This is a genomic window from Nonomuraea turcica (genome assembly GCF_030718205.1).
Classification (GTDB): Bacteria; Actinomycetota; Actinomycetes; order Streptosporangiales; family Streptosporangiaceae; genus Nonomuraea.
This window is the reverse complement of record NZ_JAUZQF010000005.1, coordinates 378514-398128: the sequence shown is the minus strand read 5'-3', so window position 1 is coordinate 398128 and position 19615 is coordinate 378514. Positions and strand designations below refer to the sequence as shown.

Sequence of the window (19615 nt, the reverse complement as noted above, 5' to 3'; positions counted from 1 at the left end):
CCGTTTCCGGCAAGTCACGATTCGGTATCTTCCGCTGCCTGCGCTCTTGACGCCTGCCTCCTGGAGGGGTGACAGTCGAGCCCAATCGTTGAACCGGTTCGCCGATGCCGATGAGGCACCGTCCAGGAATCTCTGGGCGAAGGCGTCGTCCGGGCGACGATATGAGGGAGTCCGCAACGCAACTGTCGAACCGGTTCAATGATCAGGAGGTGAGAGTGGCGACGATCGGAGACGTGGCCCGGGAGGCCGGGGTGAGCCGCAGCACGGCGTCGTACGCGCTGTCGGGCAAGCGGCCCATCTCGGAGGAGGTTCGCCGGCGGGTGCTGGCGGCGGCCGAGGCGCTGGCGTACACGCCGAACGCCGGCGCCCGCGCGCTCGCCACCTCCCAGACCAAGGTCCTCGGTCTGCTCGCCCAGTTCCATGAAGACGAGTTCGCGCCCGCGATGATGCAGTACATCCTGGGCGTCACCGACACCGCCCGCGACCTGGGCTACGACACGCTGCTGGTCACCGAGGCCGACGGCGCGCGGGCGCTGCGGCGCATCACCGATTCCCGGATGGTGGACGGCGTCGTGCTGATGAACATCGCGGAGGACGACCCGCGGCTGCCCATCCTGCGCGCCGCGCCGCAGCCGGGCGCCCTGGTCGGCCTGCCCGGCGACTGCTCGGGGCTCGACGTGTTCGACCTGGACTTCGAGGAGGCCGGCCGGGTCATGGTGGAGCACCTCCACCGCCTCGGCCACCGCGAGCTCATCCTGATCTCGCAGCCCGAGCACGTGGTCGAGCGCGGCGGCGCGTACGTGTGGCGCCTGCGGGACGCCGCGCAGGAACGCGCGCGGCAACTGGGCGTCACCCTGCACGCGGTGTATGGCGAGTCCCGGCAACCTGCCGTCGGCCGCCTGCTCAACGGCCTGCTCGACGCCTACCCGGCGGCGACCGGCCTGCTGATCAACAACGAGGCGGCCGCCGCCGCGCTGCCGTCGGTCACCTACCAGCGGGGACTGCGGGTCCCCGAGGATCTGTCGGTCATCGGGCGTTACTCCGAGGAGTTCGCCGCGACCTTCTCCCTGCCCTATTCCTTCATCGAGAGCGCACCCGACCGCCTCGGCTCCATGGCGGTGCGCCAGCTCGTGCGCCGCGTCGAATCGGCGTCGGCCCGCGACGAGCCCTTCGTGGTGCGCTTCATCTCTCCCGAACTGGTCTCCCGAGGCAGCACCGCCGTCCCGGGAGCGCCTCTCCCGCCTCCGCACGCCCGCTGAACACGGGCCTTTACCCCCCCAAACCACCTTTGACCGCTCGATGTGAGCGCTAACATTGGAGGAATCGATGAACCGTCCGTCGATGTCCACGAGGGCGGCGGTCTTCGGAACCGCCGTTCTGGCGCTGTCCGCTCTGTCCGCCTGCGCCTCCGCCCCCCAGGGTGGGAGCACCCCCACGGCCGCCGGCTCCGCCGGCACGGCCTACACGTGGTGGGATCCGTACCCGCAGCACGACGCGTCCTCCGCCTGGGCGAAGCGGGTGAACACCTGCGGGCAGCAGGCCGGCGTCACCATCGAGCGCACCGCCTACGACACGACCGCGCTGACCAACCAGGCGCTCCTGGCCGGGCAGGAGGGCAACGCGCCGGACGTCATCCTCCTGGACAACCCGGCCGTCTCGACGCTCGCCGACGCCGGGATGCTCACCACCATGGCCGACTTCGGGCTGGACACCGCCAGGTTCGACAAGAACCTCATCGCCGCCGGTGAGTTGGACGGGAAGACCTACGGCATCCCCATCGGCGCCAACACCCTCGCCCTCTACTACAACAAGAAGATCCTCGACGAGGCCGGCGTCGACCCCGCCTCGATCAAGGACTGGGCCTCGCTCAACGCGGCGCTGAAGAAGGTCAAGGCGGCGGGCAAGAAACCGATCACGTTCTCGGCCATCGGCACGGAAGAGGGCTCGTTCCAGTTCCTGCCGTGGTTCTGGGGCGCCGGCGCGCAGCTCACCCAGCTCGACTCGCCCCAGGCCGTGGCGGCGCTGGAGCAGTGGACGTCGTGGGTCAAGGACGGCACCGCGCCCAACTCGGTCATCAGCAACTCGCAGAACACCACCTGGGAGGAGTTCCTGACGGGTGAGTTCGCCTTCGCTGAGAACGGCACGTGGCAGATCAACAGCGCCGGGAAGGCGGACTTCCCCACCGGTATCGTCCAGATTCCCGGCAAGGATGGGGGCGTCGCTCCCACGCCTACGGGCGGCGAGTTCATCACGGTCCCGGTGCAGAAGGACACCGGCCGCTACAGCGCCACCAAGAAGATCCTCGAGTGCATGACCACGCCCGAGGGCCTGGTGGAGACCGGTACGACGTTCGCCTACTACATCCCCTCCACCGCCGACGGGCAGCAGGCGATCCTCGCCAAGGAACCCGGCCTGAAGCCGTGGGTCGGTGCCGTGCAGTCCGCCAAGGGCCGCACCAGCGACAACCTCGGCACCAAGTACCCGAAGATCTCCGAGGCGATGTGGACGGCTGTGCAGAAGTCGCTGAGCGGCTCGGCCAGCCCGGCCGACGCGCTCAAGGAGGCGCAGGCGCAGGCGCAGGCGAAGCAGGCCACCGGCGGCTGATCCGATGACCTCCGTTCGCACCCAGACGGTCACGGCGAGGAGAGCGGCGCACCAGGCTCCCCGGCGGCGCTCTCCTCGATGGACGGCCCTCGCCTTCCTCGCGCCGCTCGTCGTCTACCTGCTCCTCTTCTACGCCTATCCGCTCTACCGCAACATCGAGCTCAGCGTGCACGACTACACGCCGCGCGCGTTCGTGCAGGGCGACCCGGAGTTCACGGGGTTCGAGAACTACGCGACCATCCTGTCCGACGACACCTTCCTGCAAGCGCTGGGCAACACCGCGGTGTTCACGCTGGGGTCCATCGCCGTGCAGTACGCCCTCGGGCTGGCGCTCGCGGTCTTCTTCCACCGCACCTTCCGCCTGTCGGTGGCGTTGCGGGCGATGTTCCTGGTGCCGTGGCTGCTGCCGCTGATCGTCTCCGCGTCGACCTGGTCGTGGATGCTCAACAGCGAGAACGGCATCGTCAACGCGGCCCTGCAGGCGTTCGGGATCGGCCAGATCAACTGGCTCACCTCGCCCGACACCTCACTGCTGGCGGTCACCATCGCCAACATCTGGCTCGGGATCCCGTTCAACCTGGTGATCCTCTACGCCGGGCTGCAGAACATCCCGGCCGACCTGTACGAGGCCGCCGGCCTGGACGGGGCGAACGCCTGGCAGCGCTTCTGGCGCATCACGTTCCCCCTGCTGCGCCCGGTGTCGGCGATCACGCTGCTACTCGGCCTGATCTACACGCTCAAGGTCGTCGACATCATCTGGATCATGACGAGGGGAGGTCCGGCGGACGCCTCGACGACGCTGGCCATCTGGTCCTACCGGGAGGCGTTCGGCACCGGGCAGCCCGACTTCTCCCCGGCGGCGGCCGTCGGCAACATCCTCATCCTCATCGCCTTCGCCGCCGGGCTCGTGCACGTGCATCTGCAGCGCAGGGAGGAACGCGCATGACGGTCCGCAGGTCCTGGTGGAAGACCGCGCTGGGCGTCGTCCTGGTAGGGCTGATGCTCTTCCCGGTCTACTGGATGTTCAACGTCTCGCTCACCAAGACGAGCGACATGCGGGCCGACCCGCCGCACTGGTTCCCGTGGGACCCCACGTTCGAGGGATACACCGCGGCATTCGGCCAGCAGCTGCCGGCCCTGGCCACCAGCCTGTTCATCGGCCTCGGCACGGTCGCGCTCACGCTGGTCGTGTCGCTGCCCGCCGGCTACTCGCTGGCCAAGCTGCGGCCGCTCGGCGCGCGCGGGATCGACTTCCTGCTCCTGGTCGCCCAGATGATCCCCGCCGTGGTCATGGCCATGGGCTTCTACGCGATCTACATCAGGCTCGGGATGCTCAACACCGTCGCGGGCCTGATCGTGGCCGACTCCACGCTGGCCGTGCCGTTCGGGGTGCTGCTGTTCCGGGCGTTCATGGCGAGCATCCCCACCGAGCTCATGGCCGCGGCCCAGATCGACGGGGCGAGCACCTGGCGCACGTTCCGCTCCATCATCCTGCCGCTCAGCCGCAACTCGGTGATCACCGTCTCGCTCTTCGCGTTCCTGTGGGCGTGGTCGGACTTCATCTTCGCCTCCACGCTCAACCGCAACAGCGACGTCATCCCCATCACGCTCGGCATCTTCCGTTACATCGGCAACAACACGACCCAATGGAACTCGATCATGGCGACCGCCGTGATCGCGTCCGTTCCCGCCGCGTTCCTCCTCGTCCTCGCGCAGCGTTACATCGCCGCCGGGGTCACCGCGGGCGCCGTGAAGGACTGATCGTTCCGTGATTCGAAAGGCCCACCACATGACCGACCGCTCCGTTCCCGTGCTGCCGCCGACCGGCCCGGTACGCCCTCTGGGGCTCGCCCAGGTGTCCATCACCGGCGGGTTCTGGGGCCACAGGCAGAGCGTGAACGCGACGGCCACGCTGTTCCACTGCGAGTCGTGGATGGAGCGCCTCGGCTGGCTCGCGAACTTCGACCGCGTCGCCGACGGCACGACCGGGCCCGACCGCCCAGGCTGGTCGTTCTCCGACTCCGAGGTCTACAAGCTGCTGGAGGCCCTGGCCTGGGAGACCGGGCGGACCGGCGACCCGGAGGCGGAGGCGGCCATCAAGCGGCTCACCGCCCGCATCGGCCGGGCGCAGGACCCCGACGGCTACCTCAACACGTGCTTCGGGCACGGCGAGCAGCCGCCGCGCTACAGCGACCTGGAAATGGGCCACGAGCTCTACAACACCGGCCACCTCCTGCAGGCCGCGGTGGCCCGCCTGCGCACCTCCGGCGAGGACGACCTGGTACGGATCGCACGGCGGGCCGCCGACCACGTATGCCGCACCTTCGGCCCCGGCGGCAACCCGGGCATCTGCGGGCACCCCGAGATCGAGGTCGGCCTGGCCGAGCTCGGCCGGGCCCTTGGGGAGGAGCGCTACGTCGAGCAGGCCCGCCTGTTCCTCGACCGCCGCGGGCATGGGACCCTGCGGGACATCCCGCTGGGCCGCGCCTATTTCCAGGACGACATCCCGATCAGGCAGGCCGACGTCTGGCGCGGCCACGCCGTGCGCGCGCTCTACCTCACGGCCGCCGCGGTGGACGTCGCCGTCGAGCTCGGCGACGACGAGCTGCTGGCCGCGGTCGAGCGGCAGTGGGAGCGCTCGGTCGCCCGCCGCACCTACATCACGGGCGGCATGGGCTCCCGCCACCAGGACGAGGGATTCGGCGAGGACTGGGAGCTGCCGCCGGACCGGGCCTACTGCGAGACGTGCGCCGGTGTGGCCTCGATCATGGTGTCCTGGCGGCTCTACCTGGCCACGGGCGACGTCCGCTACACCGATCTGATCGAGCGCACGCTCTACAACGTCATCGCGACCTCCCCGAGCCCCGACGGCCGGGCGTTCTTCTACGCCAACCCCCTCCACCAGCGCACGCCCGGCAAACCGGCGAACGCCACCGAGGTCAGCCCCCGGGCCGAGGCCGGCGTCCGGGCCGCCTGGTTCGACGTCTCCTGCTGCCCCACCAACGTCGCCAGGACGCTGGCCAGCCTGGACGGCTATGTCGCCACCGCCGACGACGACGGCCTGCAGATCCACCAGTACGCGCCCGGTACCGTCCGCGCCGAGCTGCCCGGCGGGCGGCAGGTCGCCGTGGACGTCGAGACGGACTACCCCGAGTCGGGCACCGTCTGCGTCCGGATCGCGGCCGACGCGCCCTCGCCCTGGACCCTCTCCCTGCGGGTGCCGGCCTGGGCCGCCGGCGCCACATTGACCGAGGACGGGCAGGCGCGGCCGGTCGAGCCCGGCATGCTGCAGGTCAGAAAGGCGTTCCGCGCCGGCGAGGTGATCACCCTCGAACTCCCGATGGAGCCCCGCTTCACCTGGCCGGACCCCCGCATCGACGCCGTACGCGGCTGCGTCGCCGTCGAGCGCGGCCCCGAGGTCCTGTGCGCCGAGTCCCACGACCTTCCGCACTCCGGCGGGCTCGACTCCCTGGCGATCGACCCCCTGTCCGGCCCCCAGGCCGAGCCCGGCGGCGCGCGGGTCCGCGCCCTCCTGCCCGCCCACCCCGGCCGGCCCTGGCCCTACCGTCTCTCGGCCGCCCCAGCGGAGCACGCCGAGTGGCTCGACATGCCACTGCGCCCGTACCACTCCTGGGCCCAGCGCGGCCCGTCGAGCATGCGCATCTGGTTGCCCGTGTCCACACCCCCCGAAGGAGCGTGACACCATGTCCCGATTCCGAGCGATCGCCTTAGCACTGGTCACCACGGCCGCCACCGTGGTGACCGCGTCCCCACCGGCCGCCGCGGCGGGCGCGACGCTGACCGTCAACGTCGCCCAGCCGTTCCGGACCGTCACCCACGCCGCCTCCGGCGGCCTGTACGGCCTGGCGGAGAACTCCCGCCCGGCCGACTCCACCCTGCTGCCGATCAAGGTGAACTCGCTCACCCAGCCCGCGCCCGGCGTCGGCCAGCGCCCCAACGGCCAGCCGCCCGGCGGCGACGCCCTCCTGGTCGCCCCGCAGGCCACCCGGGTCGGCGCGGGCGAGTTCATCCGCATGCCCGACATCTACCCGGACTTCCCCTACCGGTGGGTGAGCTGGGACGACTGGCTGGCCAAGGTCAACACCATGGTCAACGCCCGCCTGTCGGCCACCACGGTCACGAACGTCATCGGCTGGGAGCTCTGGAACGAGCCCGACTACACCTGGAACACCTCTGCCGCGGGCAACTTCAACGACGGCTGGGTGCGCACGTTCCGGGCGGTGCGCGCGCTCGACACGCTCACGCCGATCGTCGGCCCCAGCACCGCTACCTACAACCGCTCCTGGATGCAGGCGTTCCTCACCCGCGCCAGGGACACCGGCACGCTGCCCGACATCATCTGCTGGCACGAGCTGACGAACCCCACCAGGATCGCCGGCGACATCGCCGACTACCGAAACCTGGAGGCGTCGCTGGGCATCAGCCCGCGCCGCATCTCCATCAACGAGTACGCCGCCCCCGCCGAGGTGGACGTCCCCGGCCGGGTCGCCAGCTACGTGGCCAAGCTGGAGCGCGGCGGCGTCGAATCCGCGCACCGGGCCTTCTGGTACGAGTACGGCACCATGAACGGCCTGGTCGTCAACAACAACCAGCCCACTGGCACCTGGTGGCTGTACAAGTGGTACGGCGAGATGGCCGGCAACATGGTCACCACGACGACCACCACCCAGACCGGCCTGGACGGGTTCGCCTCCTACGACCCCACCCGCAGGATCGTCAACGTGGTGTTCGGCAACGAGGCCGGGGCCAACACCGTCAACCTCACCGGCCTCGGCCCGCTCGGCTCCAGCGTGCGCGTCACGCTGCTGTCCACCCCGTCCAGCGGCCGCTTCACCGCCGTGACCGCGCCTGCCACCGTCTCCTCCACCACCCGCACGGTCAGCGGCGGCAACCTCAGCGTGTCGGTGCCGAACATGAGCGCCACCAGCGCCTACCAGCTCATCGTCGAACCCGTCAGCGGGGTCCCGTCCTACCAGCAGCGCTACGAGGCCGAGAACGCCTCCGTGTTCCGCGCCCAGCGGCTGAGCGCCTCCAGCGCGTCGGCAGGCGGCTACGTGGGCCGGATCGACAACTCTGGCACGCCCCGCATCGACAGCTACGTCGACTTCGTCGTGAACGTGCCCACCGCCCGGGCGTACACGATGACCATCGGCTACGCCAACGGCACCGGCGCCACCGCCACCCAGGGCCTGGCCTACAACGGCGGGGCCTGGACCACGGTCAGCTACCCGCCGACCGCGGGCTGGGGCCAGTTCGGGGCCACGATCAGCACCAGCGTCAACCTCATGGCCGGCTACAACGTGATCCGCCTGGCGAAGGGCTCGCCGTACTTCGCCGGCGGCACCGGATACGCCGAGCTCGACTACATCCAGCTCACCTGATCGCTCACCGCCCATGATCGCGCCCGGCCGGGCCACGACGTCGACGTGACCCGGCCGGGCGGGTCTGGTCGAAGCAAAGGGCCGCGGGCGAGCGCCCTTGGCGCGTCGCGCCCGCAGCTCAGGGAATGGATGGGCCGGCCGTGGCGTTATCCCCGCAACCCCGAAGCCGGCTTTACCGCACAGGGTAGATCTTTGCCGGATTCGTGGTGTTTTATTTGCGTTTGTCCGATTCGAGTCGGTAACGTAGTTCCAGTTGCCGGGGAATGACCCGCACCTTACCTCTGAAGGGCGGTTTCCCGGATCCTCTTGCGCTCCACGTAGCGACTGTGGCCTCATGCCCGGCTACGTCGGTCAAGCGAGTGCAATCCATGTACGTGTCCCCTAACAAAGGACTGACCTTTAACTATGACTGCCCGCATGCGCTCTATCGCCCTGCTCGCAGCCTCCACCCTTGGCGCCCTGACCATCGGCTCCGCCGCGGCCCACGCCGACACCGGCTCGGACGCCGGCAAGGCCAAGCTCCAGGGCTCGACCACCGCGTCCTACTTCTGGGACGACTCCTCCGGTCGCGCCGGTGACACCGGCCTTCCCGCCGCCGGCAAGCCCATGCAGAAGGGTCTGGCCGCCAGCCCCAGCTGGCCGCTCATGACCGAGGGCTACGTGATGTACAAGGGCAAGAAGCTGCCCTTCTTCGTCGGCGACCGCGGCCCCGGCGACCCCTCCAGCCGTGGCGTCATGCTCGACCTGGACGCCAAGACCTTCGCCGAGCTGACCGGCGGCACGTTCAACCCCGACACCCTGGGCGTGGACGGCGTCGGCGGCGAGGGCCACATCAAGATTCAGTACGTGGTGACCAAGTGGGGCGACGGCATCGGCCGTAAGAGCCACCCGGTCGCCTTCTCCACCCGCGCCTGGGCCGAGAAGGACACCACCTCCGTCTCCACCGTGTCGGTGAAGCACTAAGCCGGCCCACCGGTCAGTCCGTCCACGAGGAGGGCACCCCATTCGGGGTGTCCTCCTCGTCTGTATCGTTACAAACCGATCTACAGAATGGACGGTCATGACAGAGGCTCCCCAGCCGCTCTACCGCGACCCCATGTTCGACGGCGCCACCGATCCCACCGTGATCTGGAACCGCGCCGAGGGCGCGTGGTGGCTCGTCTACACCAGCAGGCGGGCGACCGCGCCGCACCGCCAGGACGTCAGCTGGGTCCACGGCACCGACCTCGGTGTGGCCTCCTCCGCCGACGGCGGCGTGACCTGGCTGTATCGGGGGACCATCGAGGGTCTCGACCTCGAGTGGGGGCGGCACACGTACTGGGCGCCGGAGATCGTCGACGACGGCGCCACGTACCACATGTACGTCAGCGTCATCCGCGGCGTCCCCGAAGCCTGGCATTCCCATGAACGCCACATCCGCCACTACACCAGCCCCGACCTCGTCCGCTGGACCTACCGCTCCACCTTGGACCTGTCCTCCGCGTACGTGATCGACGCCTGTGTGGCCGCGCTGCCCGGCGGCGGTCACCGCCTCTGGTACAAGGACGAGGCCGACGGCTCCCACACCTGGGCCGCCGACAGCCAGGACCTGTATCAATGGAAGGTCAAGGGCCCGGCGGTGACGATCTCCGCCCACGAGGGGCCCAACGTGTTCACCCTCGGCGGCCACCACTGGATGATCGTGGACGAATGGCACGGCCAGCGCGTGCTCAGATCCGACGACCTCGAGACCTGGCAGCCCCAGGGACTCATCCTCGACAAGCCGGGGACCGGTGAGCAGGACGCCGGCTACGGGCACCACGCGGACGTCGTGGTGACCGGCGAAGAGGCGCTGGCCTTTTACTTCACGCACCTGGACCCGCCGGACGACGGGCGGCGCTCGGCCGTGCACGCGGCCCGGCTGCGGGTTCGCGACGGCGTGCTGACCTGCGATCGTGACGAGTCGCTCACCGGCCCGATCCTTCCCGTTGAGGGCCCGGCAACACATCCTTGACATCGGCCGATTTTTATCGATACAAACCCCTTTACCGATAAAAAACGGCGGAAGGCTGGATAGCGGACAGTGGCGTTCGCGAGCCGATCGCCCACGCGCGGATGGACATCCGCGTGCCATCCCCCACGGTAACGATCGCCAAAGAGGTGAGCGATGTCCCTGCTCAGAAGATCAGTCGCGACGCTGGCGGCAGCGGCCGCCGTCCTGGCCGCCACGGCCGGATGCGGCTCGGGAAGTGAAGGCAGCGGCGGCGGCAAGACCAAGCTGAGCTTCTTCTCCTGGGAGAACGAGAAGACGATGAAGCCGCTCATCGACGCCTTCGAGAAGCAGAACCCCAGCATCGACATCGAGTTCTCCACCGCCCCGCCCGTGGCCGAGTACATCGCGGCGCTGCAGACCAGGCTCGTCTCGGGCACTGCGGCGGATGTGTTCGTGATCGCCGCGGAGAACAAGACCAACCTCGTTCAGGGCGGCTTCGTCAAGGACCTGACCGGCAAGCCGTTCATGGCGAACATGTCCAAGTTCAACACCGCGGCCTGGTCCGTGGACGGCAAGGCCTACGGCATGTCGATCTCGTCGTGGTCCGCCGGCATCCTCTACAACAAGGACCTCCTCGCCAAGGCGGGCGTCACCGAATTCCCCACCAAGTGGGACGACTTCATCGCGCTGTGCCAGAAGCTCAAGGCGGCGGGCACCACGCCGTACTACGAATCGGTGGCGGGCATGCCGCTCACCTTCGCGGCCCTGGTCGGCCACGAGAACGCGCGCCAGGGCGGCGACGTGGACGCCCAGATCTTCGCAGGCAAGAAGAAGTTCGGCGACCTGTGGAACGGGCCGCTGACGACCTTCAACCAGCTGTTCACCAGCGGCGTGCTGGGCAAGGACGCGGTCAGCCTGAAGGGCGAGCAGATCGCGGACGAGTTCGCCAATGGCCGCGTCGCGATGATCCCCGCGGGTCCGTGGGACGTGACCTCGCTGCGGGAGAAGGCGCCGAAGATGAACATGGTCTTCGCCGGGGTGCCCACTCCCGACGGCAAGCCGTTCTGGGGCGGCGCCGCCTCGCCCGGCTGGGCCATCAACGCCAAGACCGAGCACGAGAAGGAGGCCGAGGCCTTCCTCACGTACCTCGGCAGCAAGGAGGGCGTCACGCTGTTCAACAAGCAGACGGCCGCCATGACCACCACGTCCGACGTCACCCCCGTGATCGACAAGGTGCTGGAGCCCAACCTCCAGGCGCTCAAGGACGGCAACTTCTACCTGCCGCAGATCGCCTGGCCGCGGGTCCAGGACGCGCTCACCACCGAGGCCGTTGCCCAGCTCCAGCTGATGGTGCAGGGCCAGGCCAAGCCGGCGGACGTCGCCGCCGCGCTGGACACCCGGCTGGCCCAGGGCTGACATGACCGCGCTCGGCAGAAGGGCGCCCGCACCGACGGGCGCCCTGTCCTGGCTCACCTCGCCGAAGAGGCTCGAAGGGCTGCGCCTGCAGGCGTTCCTGGTGCCGATCGGGATCGTGTTCGCGGTGTTGTTCGCGATCCCGCTGGCGCAGTCGCTCTACTTCAGCGTGACCGACTTCAACGGCTACTCCACGGACGTCAACTTCGTCGGGCTGGAGAACTACCGGAAGATCTTCAGCGATCCGTCCATGCTGGCGGGGCTGGGGTTCACGCTGCTGTACGCGATCGGCACCACCGTGATCGTCACGGTGCTGGCGATCCCGCTGGCCGTGCTGCTCAACCGGCGCTTCTTCGGCCGGAACGTGGTGCGCGCGGTCTTCTTCTTCCCGGCGATCCCGAGCATCGCGATCCTCGGTCTGGTGTGGGGGTTCATCCTGTCGCCCCTCGGGTCCGGCGCGCTCAACTGGCTGCTCGACGCGGTCGGCGGGCTCGGCCCCGTGCCGTGGCTGTCGGACGGCACGCTCGCCCAGTTGTCGATCATCATGGTCGCCGTCTGGTCGTCCACCGGCTGGCACGCCATCCTCTACCTGGCGTACCTGCAGTCCATCCCCGGCGACTACTACGAGGCCGCGCGGGTCGACGGGGCCTCGCCGCGCCAGTCGTTCTTCAGGATCACGCTGCCGCTGCTCGCCCCCGCGGTCACCGTCAGCTCGCTGCTGCTGATGACCGGCGGGCTGAAGGTCTACGATCTGCCCTACACCCTCACCAAGGGCGGCCCCGGGTACGCGACCTTCACCATCACCCAGTCGATCATCCAGAGCGGCATCGCCCAGGCCAAGTTCGGCCAGGCCTCCGCGCTGGCCGTGGTCTTCATGCTGGCCGTGGGGGCGATCGTGGCCGTCCAGCTCGTTCTGTCCCGTCGCCTGGAGGGACGCCTCTCATGAGGAAACAGCGCTCCTCGCCGATCCTGTCCCTGGCCATGATCCTGGCCGCGGCCGTGGTCGGCGTGCCCTTCTACTACATCGTCGTCAACACGTTCAAGACACAGCAGGAGACGTCCGCCGCGCCGCTCGCGCCGCCGACGAGCCTTTACCTGGACAACTATGTGCGGGTGCTGGAGAGCACGCCGATCTTGCAGTCGTTCCTCAACACCCTCTACGTCACCGCCGTGTCCATCGTGATCATGCTGGTCATCGGGTCGATGGCGGCGTACGCGATGCTGCTGCGCCAGACGCTGCTCAACCGGGTGGTCGGGGTGCTCCTCGTGATCGCGTTCTTGGTGCCCGGGCAGGCCACGCTGATCCCCGTCTACCGGATCCTGGTGGGGCTGCGGCTGGTGGACAGCCTGGAAGGGCTCGTCTTCCTGTACGCGGCCGGCTCGATCTTCTGCTATTTCCTCATCCAGGGCTACCTGCGGTCGCTGCCGATCTCGATCTTCGAGGCCGCGCGCATCGACGGCGCCGGACCCTGGCAGATCTACTGGCGGATCGTGCTGCCGCTCATCCGGCCGATCCTCATCACGGTCGGGGTGTTCCAGACCATGTGGATCTGGAACGACTTCATCACGCCGAACGTCTTCATCAGCTCACCCGACAAGCAGACCCTGGTCCTGCAGGTCTACAAGGCCGTCGGGGAGTATTCGGTGGACTGGCCGGCGTTCATGACGCTCAGCGTGATCGTGCTGGTTCCCGTCGTGATCTTCTTCATCGTGATGCAGCGGCACATCGTCAACGGGCTCCTGCAAGGAAGCGTCAAGGGCTGAGGCCCTCCATGAGAGGATTCTCCGGTGAGGCTGCGGGGATGGTGACGATCCAGGACGTGGCACGAGCAGCAGGCGTGTCCGCCATGACCGTGTCCCATGTGATCAACGACCATCCGCACGTCAAGACCGAGACCCGGGCTCGCGTGCTGCAGGCCATCACCGACCTCGACTACCGGGTCAACGTGGCCGCGCGCAACCTCCGCACCGGCCGCACCGGCACGATCGGGCTGGCCGTTCCCGAGGTCGACCGGCCCTACTACGGGCAGTTGGCCGCCGAGATCATCACGGCGGCGGCCCGCCACAACCTCAAGGTGGCGATCGAGCAGACCGGCGCCTCCCGCGAGGGCGAGCTCGACGCGCTGGCCCTGTCCCGCAACCGGCTCTACGACGGGCTCATCCTCAGCACGGTCGGGCTGGGGCCGGCCGACACCGATCTGCTCAAGGTCGACTACCCCGTGGTCATCCTGGGGGAGCGGATCTTCGACGGACCGGTGGACCACGTCGCGATGCCCAACGTCGAGGGCGCGCGGGCGGCGACCGCGCACCTGATCGAGCAGGGCTGCCGCCGCATCGCGCTGATCGACGGCGGGCCGCCCGGCGACGAGGTCGACGTGTCCAGCCTGCGCTACGACGGCTATCGGGAGGCGCTGGCGGAGGCCGGCATCCCCCTCGACTCGCGGCTGCTCGTCCACATCGACGGGCTCACCATGGAGCAGGGCGCCGCGGCCGCGCGGCGGGTGAGCGAGTCCGGGGTCGAGTTCGACGGCGCCTTCTGTGTGACCGACACGGTGGCGATGGGCGCGCTGCGCGGGTTCGCCGACGCCGGGGTGCGCGTGCCGCAGGACGTCAAGGTCATCGGGTTCGACAACATCGCCGAGGGCGCCTACATCGTGCCGTCGCTGTCGTCGATCGACCCCGACCACGCGCTCATGGCGAGCACGGCCGTCCGGTTCCTGGTCGGGCGGCTGGCGGAGAAGGGGAAGAAACGGCAGGTCGCGCGGGAGTTCATCAGCCGCTTCACGGTCGTGGCCCGCGAGTCCACCGGCGGCTGACGACTCCGGCCGCTGACGTCGACCGGCGGCTGACCGCCGCCGGTCGACTCGCTGGGGCTCAGCCCTGGGGGGTCCGGAAGCGGGGCACGGGCACTCTCGACCAGTCGATGTCCGAGCCCAGGTAGAAGCTCGGGTACGCGGGCTGGTTGTACCCGGTCTGCTGCCGCGCCACCTCCACGCGGTACTGCGGGTCGTGCATCAGCGTGTACAGCTTGCGGTCCGTGACCTCCGTGCTGAGGAAGATCCGGATCGCCGAGCTGTCGGTCGTGCGCGTCAGCAGCTCCTCCCGCCAGTCGCCGAACACGTCGGCCACCAGACCCGGGTTGCCCTTCGTCCAGTTGTTGGTCAGCGTGCCCTCAGCGGTGAGCACCGTGCCGCGCTTCCAGTCGTCGATCGTCGGCGTCTGGAGCACGGTGGTGGCGGTGCCGTTGATCAGCTGGGTGGTCATGTCGGCCGCCCAGCGGATGCTCATGTTCGTGCCAGGGGTGGTCCGGCCCAGGTGATCGCCGCGGGCCGACCACAGGCCCGCCTGGATCTCCTGGTTGGGCGGCATCGACGACCATGCCTCCAGGCCGCGGATGGCGGGGTCGATATCGCCGACCATGCCGCGCCCGGTGTCCCGGCCGCTGTAGCCGCCGAACAGCACCTTTCCGGTGGCGGCGTCCCGCATGGCCCATCCGTACGGAGCCCAGGCTGCACCCTCGTGCACGGTCCAGATCTCCAGACCGGGGCGTTCCGGGTCGAGGTCGCCGACGTGCATGGCGTCGCCGTGGCCGAGCCGCACGTTCTGCCCGGGCACGTTGCTCTGCGGCGGGCCCTCGGCGAACGACGAGTACAGCAGGTCGCCGTCGTCGTCGATGGTCGCGGCCCCGTACACGATCTCCTGCCGGCCGTCGGCGTCCACGTCGGCCACGCTCATCGAGTGGAAGCCCTGGGTGGTGAGGTCGGCATATTTCGGGTTGCTTCCCGGCACGCCGTGGGGGGAGGCGTTGAACGGGTTCGCCATCGGCGCGTGGCCGCTGTCGACGTACCAGACCTCCTTCAGCTTCCTGCCGTTCCAGTCGTAGGCGACCAGCGTCGTGCGCGTGTAGTAGCCGCGGGCGAAGATCGCCGACGGCCGCTTGCCGTCGAGGTAGGCGACGGCGGACAGGAACCGGTCGACCCGGTTGCCCGGCTCGACACGGGCCATCGCGTAGTCGCCCCACAGCAGGCCGTCGTCGCCGCGGCCCGGCTTGTAGTGAATGGTCTGCAGTTCCTTGCCGGTGGCGCCGTCCAGCACCGACAGGTACTCGGGGCCGGTGATGACGAACCCGGCGAACTCCCGCAGGCGGTTGTTGCCGCTGCGGCTCGGGGCGTAGACGTCGACGAAGTGCGTGGCCAGGTCGACGGCGGCCTCGTGCGACAGCGGGTACTGATGCCTCGGGGCGATGCCGAAGGCCTGCTCGAGCGTCGCCGGCCAGCGCCCGGCCACCACCTCGGGGTGCTCGTGCCACTTCTCGAACATGGCGACCACGTGGTCGAAGTAGTCGGCCGCGCTCTTGCGGTAGTCGTCGGTGTGCGAGTAGCCGGCCTTGACGTCCTGCTCCGGCATCGTGACGTAGCGCTCGGAGACGACCTGGCCGTCGCGTCCGTAGCGGATCATCTTCGTGCCGGGGGCGGTCTTGAGCATCATCTCCGAGCGGCCGTCGCCGTCGAAGTCGTAGACCAGGAACTGCGTGTAGTGGGCGCCCGAGCGGATGTTGACGCCCAGGTCGAGCCGCCAGCGGAGGGTGCCGTCCAGCTCGTACGTGTCGACGTAGGTGTTGCCGGTGTAGCCGCGCTGGGAGACGTCCTTGGAGTTCGACGGGTCCCATTTCACGACGTACTCGTATTGGCCGTCGCCGTCCACGTCGCCGACGCTCAGGTCGTTGGCCGAGTAGGTGTAGGCCTCGCCGGCCGGGGTCACGCCGTCGGCCGGCTTCTTCAGCTGAAGATCATAAAACGATTTAACCCAGGGCGTGGCGGCGGCGCTGCGGCGGCCCTCCCGGCCCTTGACGACGGGGGCGACGCGGTACTCGGCGGAGCCGGTGCCGGCGGTGTCGAGGTAGTTGGTGCTGTCGGTCACCGTCGCGATGGGCCGGCCGTCGCGGTAGACGCGGAAGTCGGCGCCCGTCATGCCGGTGGCGCCGGCGCCGGTCACCTCGTCGCCGAGGAGTCGCCAGCTGAGGAACACGCCCTCGCTGGTGGAGGCCGCTACCAGGCCGCGGTCGAGGTGTTCGAGCCGCACGCCCGCGCCGTGGCCGCCTTCGGGGTCGGCGGCGGCCGGGGCCGCGGTCGCCGATGCGGTGAGCAGGGCGGCCAAGACGGTGGCGAGTAAGCGGCGGACGCCGCTGGGGGATCTCATGGCACAGGGCTCCTGGCGCATTAAATCGATAAAATCTCCCGGAGGCTATTGGCCGTCTGTGAGGTTTGTCAAGGACGCATTTCGGCTGCATTTTTCGCGAAATGAATGCACGAGTTGCAGTGAATTGAATTCCCGATCGCGCCCCGGCCGCCGTGCCCCGGCTCCGGCGCGCCCCGGCCGAGATCGTCGACGAGCACGTGCGCCCGTGGGATGCTCGCTGGGCGGGGCAGGCGGGCGATCCCTGGATCTCCGGCGACACAGAATGACATGGATTGCGCGTCGCTCTGATCACGGCGTCTTGTGTGGTTTCGTCGCTAAAACGTACGAACGAGACCGCACTTCTGATTCGTGGAGGACTTTGTGCGCTTATATCCAGCCATCCTGGGCATCGCCGTCTCGGCGGCGCTCCTCGTCCCGCCAGGGTCGGCGACAGCCGAGCCGGCCGAGCCGCCCCACCCCGCCGTACGCGACTTCGGCAACGGCCCCGAGCGGAACGAGGTGGCCGCGGGCGTCGTGGAGGGACAGCAGGCCCAGAAGCTCCGCCTCGCCCCGGAGGCCGAGCCGTACGGGCTGTCCCGGGACCGCGGATACCCCAGGCAGACCCAGCTCCCGATCCCCGTGGAGAACCCCGCCGACGCCTCCATCAAACTGGGCCTGGTGCCGTACCACGGCATCGCTCCCAAGCTGAACGACCTGCAGCGGCGCAGCGACCGCGTCAGCGCGGAGATCATCGGCCGCACCCACCAGGGCCGCGACCTCTACCTCGTCACCCTCACCGCCCCGGAGAGCCGCGGCCAGGCCGCCGAGCAGAGCGTCATTCGCGACCGCATCGAGAACGACCCGGCCGGCGCCGCCCGTGACCGCAGGCTGGCCGCCAGGTACAAGGCGCCGATCTTCGTCAACGCCAACATCCACGGCAACGAGTGGGAGGGCACCGACGCCGCGCTGCGCACCATCGAAGAGCTGGCGACCAGCACCGATCCCCAGGTCGCCGACCTCATGAAACGCACGAGGCTGTACTTCAACATCACCGCCAACCCCGACGGCCGCGTCAACGGCGTTCGCCAGAACGGCGCCGGCTTCGACATGAACCGCGACTTCGTCACCGCCTCCCAGCCCGAGGTCCGGGCCATGCGCCAGGTGATGATCGACACCCAGCCGGTCGCCATGATCGACCTGCACGGCTACGTCAACGGCACGCTCATCGAGCCCACCACGCCGCCGCACGGCGCCAACTACGAGTACGACGTGTTCATCAAGAACACCTACGCCAACGGGCTCGGGATGGAGGCCGCCGTCAACGGGCTCGGCTACACCCCGGCGAAGGACGGCGTGGAGCCGGCGCAGATCCCGTTCCGCGACTCCGCCGAGGGCTGGGACGACTGGCCGCCGATCTTCACCCCGCAGTACGCGCCCTTCCACGGCACGGTTGCCGCGCACACCGTCGAGATCCCGCTCCGGGTCAACAACGCCGACTACAACCTGCCCGTCGAGGAGCTGCGCCGCCGCTCCGCGATCAACACCGACGTGGCCGCCGCCGCGATCCGGGCCACCTACGGGTTCGTGCAGTCCAAGCACGACGCGCTGATCGCCGACCAGATCGAGGTCTTCCGGCGGGGCGCGGCCGGCGAGCCGTCCAAGGTCGTGCCGCTCGGCATCGTGCCCGGCTTCGGCCCCGAGGACGTCTACAACACCACCTTCCCCCGCGCGTACGTCATCACCGGGCAGCGCTCGGCCACCGCGGCCGCCCGCCTGGTCGACCACCTGATCGCGAACGACGTGCGGGTCGAGCGGGCCACACGCCCGTTCCGCCTGAACGGCAGGACGTACCCGGCCGGGTCCTACGTCGTGGACATGCGCCAGCCCAAGCGCGGGCTGGCCAACGTGATGCTGGAGCCGGGGGAGGACATCTCCCCACGCGTCGATGCCATGTACGACATCTCCGGCTGGAGCCATGGTCTGCTCTGGGGCGCCACCGTGGACAGCGTTCCCTCGGGACCGCTGCATGTCTCATCCGAACCGGTCAAGGCCGCCGCGCCCACCGGATCCGTCCCGCGTACCCCCGGGCCGCTGGCGCTGAAGGTGACCGACGCCAAGGAGGTTCAGGCGCTCAACGACCTGCTCACCCAGGGCGTGGCCGTGACCTGGACGAACGACGGCCGCGCGATCGTGCCGGCCGCCGCCCGCCAGGCCGCCGCGACCGTGTCCGACCGCTACGGCGTGGCCTTCACCCCGGCGGGCCCGGCCACGGGCACGCCGCTGGCGCCGGTGCGCATCGCCGCGGCGGCCTCCGCGGACGAGCTGTTCACCTTGCGCGAGATGGGCTTCACCGTCACCCCGGTCTCCACCGCCGTGCTCAACGCGGGCTTCGACTGGAGCGGCGCCGACGTCCTGTACGTCTCCAGCGGGCTCAGCTACGCGGTGCTCAACCCCGCGGCCCGGACGGCGCTCGACGCCTTCCTCGCCACCGGCGGCGTGATCACCCGGGGCGGCACGGGGGCGGCGTTCAACGCCGCGGCGGGGCTGCTCACAGCGACCGCGGTCGCCGGCCGCGGCGATGCCAACGGCGTGGTCCGCGTGACCTCGCCGGCCGGCCCCGTCGGCGGCGGGTCGCCGGAGCACTCGTTCGTGTACTCGCCTCGCTGGTTCACCGCCCTCGGCGCCGAGGTCACCGTCGAGCAGTCGTACGCCACCGACGGCCCGCTCGTGTCCGGCCACTGGCGACCGAACGCGGCGGACGGCACCGGCGGCCCGGACGCGGCCAGGGGACAGGCGGCCGTGGTCAGCGGCCGGGACGAGCGGGGCGCGGCCGTGGTGCTGTTCGGCACCGAGCCGATGTTCCGCAACCACCCGAAGGGGTTGTTCCCGCAGGTGGCGAGGGCGCTGTACTGGTCGGCCGCGGTCACCGGCGCAACCGTCACCACCCCCTGACACCACTCGCGCGGGCCGGCGACCCGGAACAACCGGATCGCCGGCCCCCAGAACGGGCGGCGCCGCCTACAGGTTCGGGCGGCGCGGGGTGAGG

Annotated in this window: 14 protein-coding genes; 13 read left to right on the top strand and 1 reads right to left on the bottom strand. The window is 69.6% G+C overall.

Features of this window, described 5'->3' with window-relative positions; all coding sequences use genetic code 11:
- Positions 1 to 215: 215 nt before the first annotated feature.
- The 12 genes from Q9G87_RS16155 to Q9G87_RS16100 all read left to right on the top strand — a co-directional run bounded on the left by Q9G87_RS16155 (position 216) and on the right by Q9G87_RS16100 (position 14207).
- On the top strand, positions 216 to 1259 hold the full coding sequence (locus Q9G87_RS16155; protein ID WP_305917164.1) for a LacI family DNA-binding transcriptional regulator: 1044 nt from the start codon (positions 216 to 218) through the stop codon (positions 1257 to 1259).
- A gap of 67 nt (positions 1260 to 1326) precedes the next feature.
- Positions 1327 to 2604: a sugar ABC transporter substrate-binding protein gene (locus Q9G87_RS16150; protein WP_305917163.1), complete on the top strand. Its 1278-nt coding sequence runs from the start codon at positions 1327 to 1329 to the stop codon at positions 2602 to 2604.
- A gap of 4 nt (positions 2605 to 2608) precedes the next feature.
- A complete protein-coding gene (locus Q9G87_RS16145) occupies positions 2609 to 3550 on the top strand; it encodes a carbohydrate ABC transporter permease (RefSeq protein ID WP_305917162.1) in 942 nt (313 codons plus the stop codon).
- Positions 3547 to 4365 carry a carbohydrate ABC transporter permease gene (locus Q9G87_RS16140; protein ID WP_305917161.1) on the top strand — a complete coding sequence of 273 codons (819 nt, stop codon included), beginning with the start codon at positions 3547 to 3549 and terminating at the stop codon, positions 4363 to 4365. The genes Q9G87_RS16145 and Q9G87_RS16140 overlap by 4 nt, the downstream gene beginning before the upstream one ends.
- Before the next feature lie 7 nt (positions 4366 to 4372).
- On the top strand, positions 4373 to 6304 hold the full coding sequence (locus tag Q9G87_RS16135) for a glycoside hydrolase family 127 protein (protein ID WP_305917160.1): 1932 nt from the start codon (positions 4373 to 4375) through the stop codon (positions 6302 to 6304).
- Between the two features lie 4 nt (positions 6305 to 6308).
- The gene (locus tag Q9G87_RS16130) at positions 6309 to 8006 is read left to right on the top strand and encodes a carbohydrate-binding protein (RefSeq protein WP_305917159.1); all 1698 of its coding nucleotides are present in this window, start codon (positions 6309 to 6311) and stop codon (positions 8004 to 8006) included.
- A 417-nt stretch (positions 8007 to 8423) separates the two neighbouring features.
- Positions 8424 to 8969, top strand: coding sequence for a hypothetical protein (locus tag Q9G87_RS16125; RefSeq protein WP_305917158.1), 546 nt, complete (start codon positions 8424 to 8426; stop codon positions 8967 to 8969).
- Between the two features lie 97 nt (positions 8970 to 9066).
- Entirely contained in the window at positions 9067 to 9999 is a 933-nt protein-coding gene (locus Q9G87_RS16120) for a glycoside hydrolase family protein (protein ID WP_305917157.1), read from the top strand.
- Between the two features lie 153 nt (positions 10000 to 10152).
- A complete protein-coding gene (locus Q9G87_RS16115) occupies positions 10153 to 11394 on the top strand; it encodes an ABC transporter substrate-binding protein (RefSeq protein ID WP_305917156.1) in 1242 nt (413 codons plus the stop codon).
- A 1-nt stretch (position 11395) separates the two neighbouring features.
- The gene (locus Q9G87_RS16110; protein WP_305917155.1) at positions 11396 to 12337 is read left to right on the top strand and encodes a carbohydrate ABC transporter permease; all 942 of its coding nucleotides are present in this window, start codon (positions 11396 to 11398) and stop codon (positions 12335 to 12337) included.
- Positions 12334 to 13155 (top strand): carbohydrate ABC transporter permease, encoded by an 822-nt coding sequence (locus Q9G87_RS16105; RefSeq protein ID WP_305917154.1) that lies wholly within the window; start codon positions 12334 to 12336, stop codon positions 13153 to 13155. Before Q9G87_RS16110 ends, Q9G87_RS16105 begins: the two co-directional genes overlap by 4 nt.
- Positions 13156 to 13193: 38 nt before the next feature.
- Positions 13194 to 14207, top strand: coding sequence for a LacI family DNA-binding transcriptional regulator (locus Q9G87_RS16100; RefSeq protein WP_305917153.1), 1014 nt, complete (start codon positions 13194 to 13196; stop codon positions 14205 to 14207).
- A 58-nt stretch (positions 14208 to 14265) separates the two neighbouring features.
- Here the strand turns inward: Q9G87_RS16100 and Q9G87_RS16095 are convergent, their stop codons facing one another.
- Positions 14266 to 16590, bottom strand: a complete 2325-nt coding sequence (locus Q9G87_RS16095; protein WP_305917152.1) for a rhamnogalacturonan lyase — start codon at positions 16588 to 16590, stop codon at positions 14266 to 14268.
- A 360-nt stretch (positions 16591 to 16950) separates the two neighbouring features.
- On the opposite strand from Q9G87_RS16095, the gene Q9G87_RS16090 reads away from it, so the two are divergent.
- The gene (locus Q9G87_RS16090) at positions 16951 to 19521 is read left to right on the top strand and encodes a M14 family zinc carboxypeptidase (RefSeq protein ID WP_305917151.1); all 2571 of its coding nucleotides are present in this window, start codon (positions 16951 to 16953) and stop codon (positions 19519 to 19521) included.
- Positions 19522 to 19615: the final 94 nt, after the last annotated feature.

Coding starts and splice junctions, on each gene's coding strand:
- Q9G87_RS16105 (WP_305917154.1), top strand. CDS start 12,334: ATGAGGAAACAGCGCTCCTCGCCGATCCTGTCCCTGGCCATGATCCTG.
- Q9G87_RS16115 (WP_305917156.1), top strand. CDS start 10,153: ATGTCCCTGCTCAGAAGATCAGTCGCGACGCTGGCGGCAGCGGCCGCC.
- Q9G87_RS16100 (WP_305917153.1), top strand. CDS start 13,194: ATGGTGACGATCCAGGACGTGGCACGAGCAGCAGGCGTGTCCGCCATG.
- Q9G87_RS16130 (WP_305917159.1), top strand. CDS start 6,309: ATGTCCCGATTCCGAGCGATCGCCTTAGCACTGGTCACCACGGCCGCC.
- Q9G87_RS16120 (WP_305917157.1), top strand. CDS start 9,067: ATGACAGAGGCTCCCCAGCCGCTCTACCGCGACCCCATGTTCGACGGC.
- Q9G87_RS16110 (WP_305917155.1), top strand. CDS start 11,396: ATGACCGCGCTCGGCAGAAGGGCGCCCGCACCGACGGGCGCCCTGTCC.
- Q9G87_RS16140 (WP_305917161.1), top strand. CDS start 3,547: ATGACGGTCCGCAGGTCCTGGTGGAAGACCGCGCTGGGCGTCGTCCTG.
- Q9G87_RS16125 (WP_305917158.1), top strand. CDS start 8,424: ATGCGCTCTATCGCCCTGCTCGCAGCCTCCACCCTTGGCGCCCTGACC.
- Q9G87_RS16145 (WP_305917162.1), top strand. CDS start 2,609: ATGACCTCCGTTCGCACCCAGACGGTCACGGCGAGGAGAGCGGCGCAC.
- Q9G87_RS16095 (WP_305917152.1), bottom strand. CDS start 16,590: ATGAGATCCCCCAGCGGCGTCCGCCGCTTACTCGCCACCGTCTTGGCC.
- Q9G87_RS16150 (WP_305917163.1), top strand. CDS start 1,327: ATGAACCGTCCGTCGATGTCCACGAGGGCGGCGGTCTTCGGAACCGCC.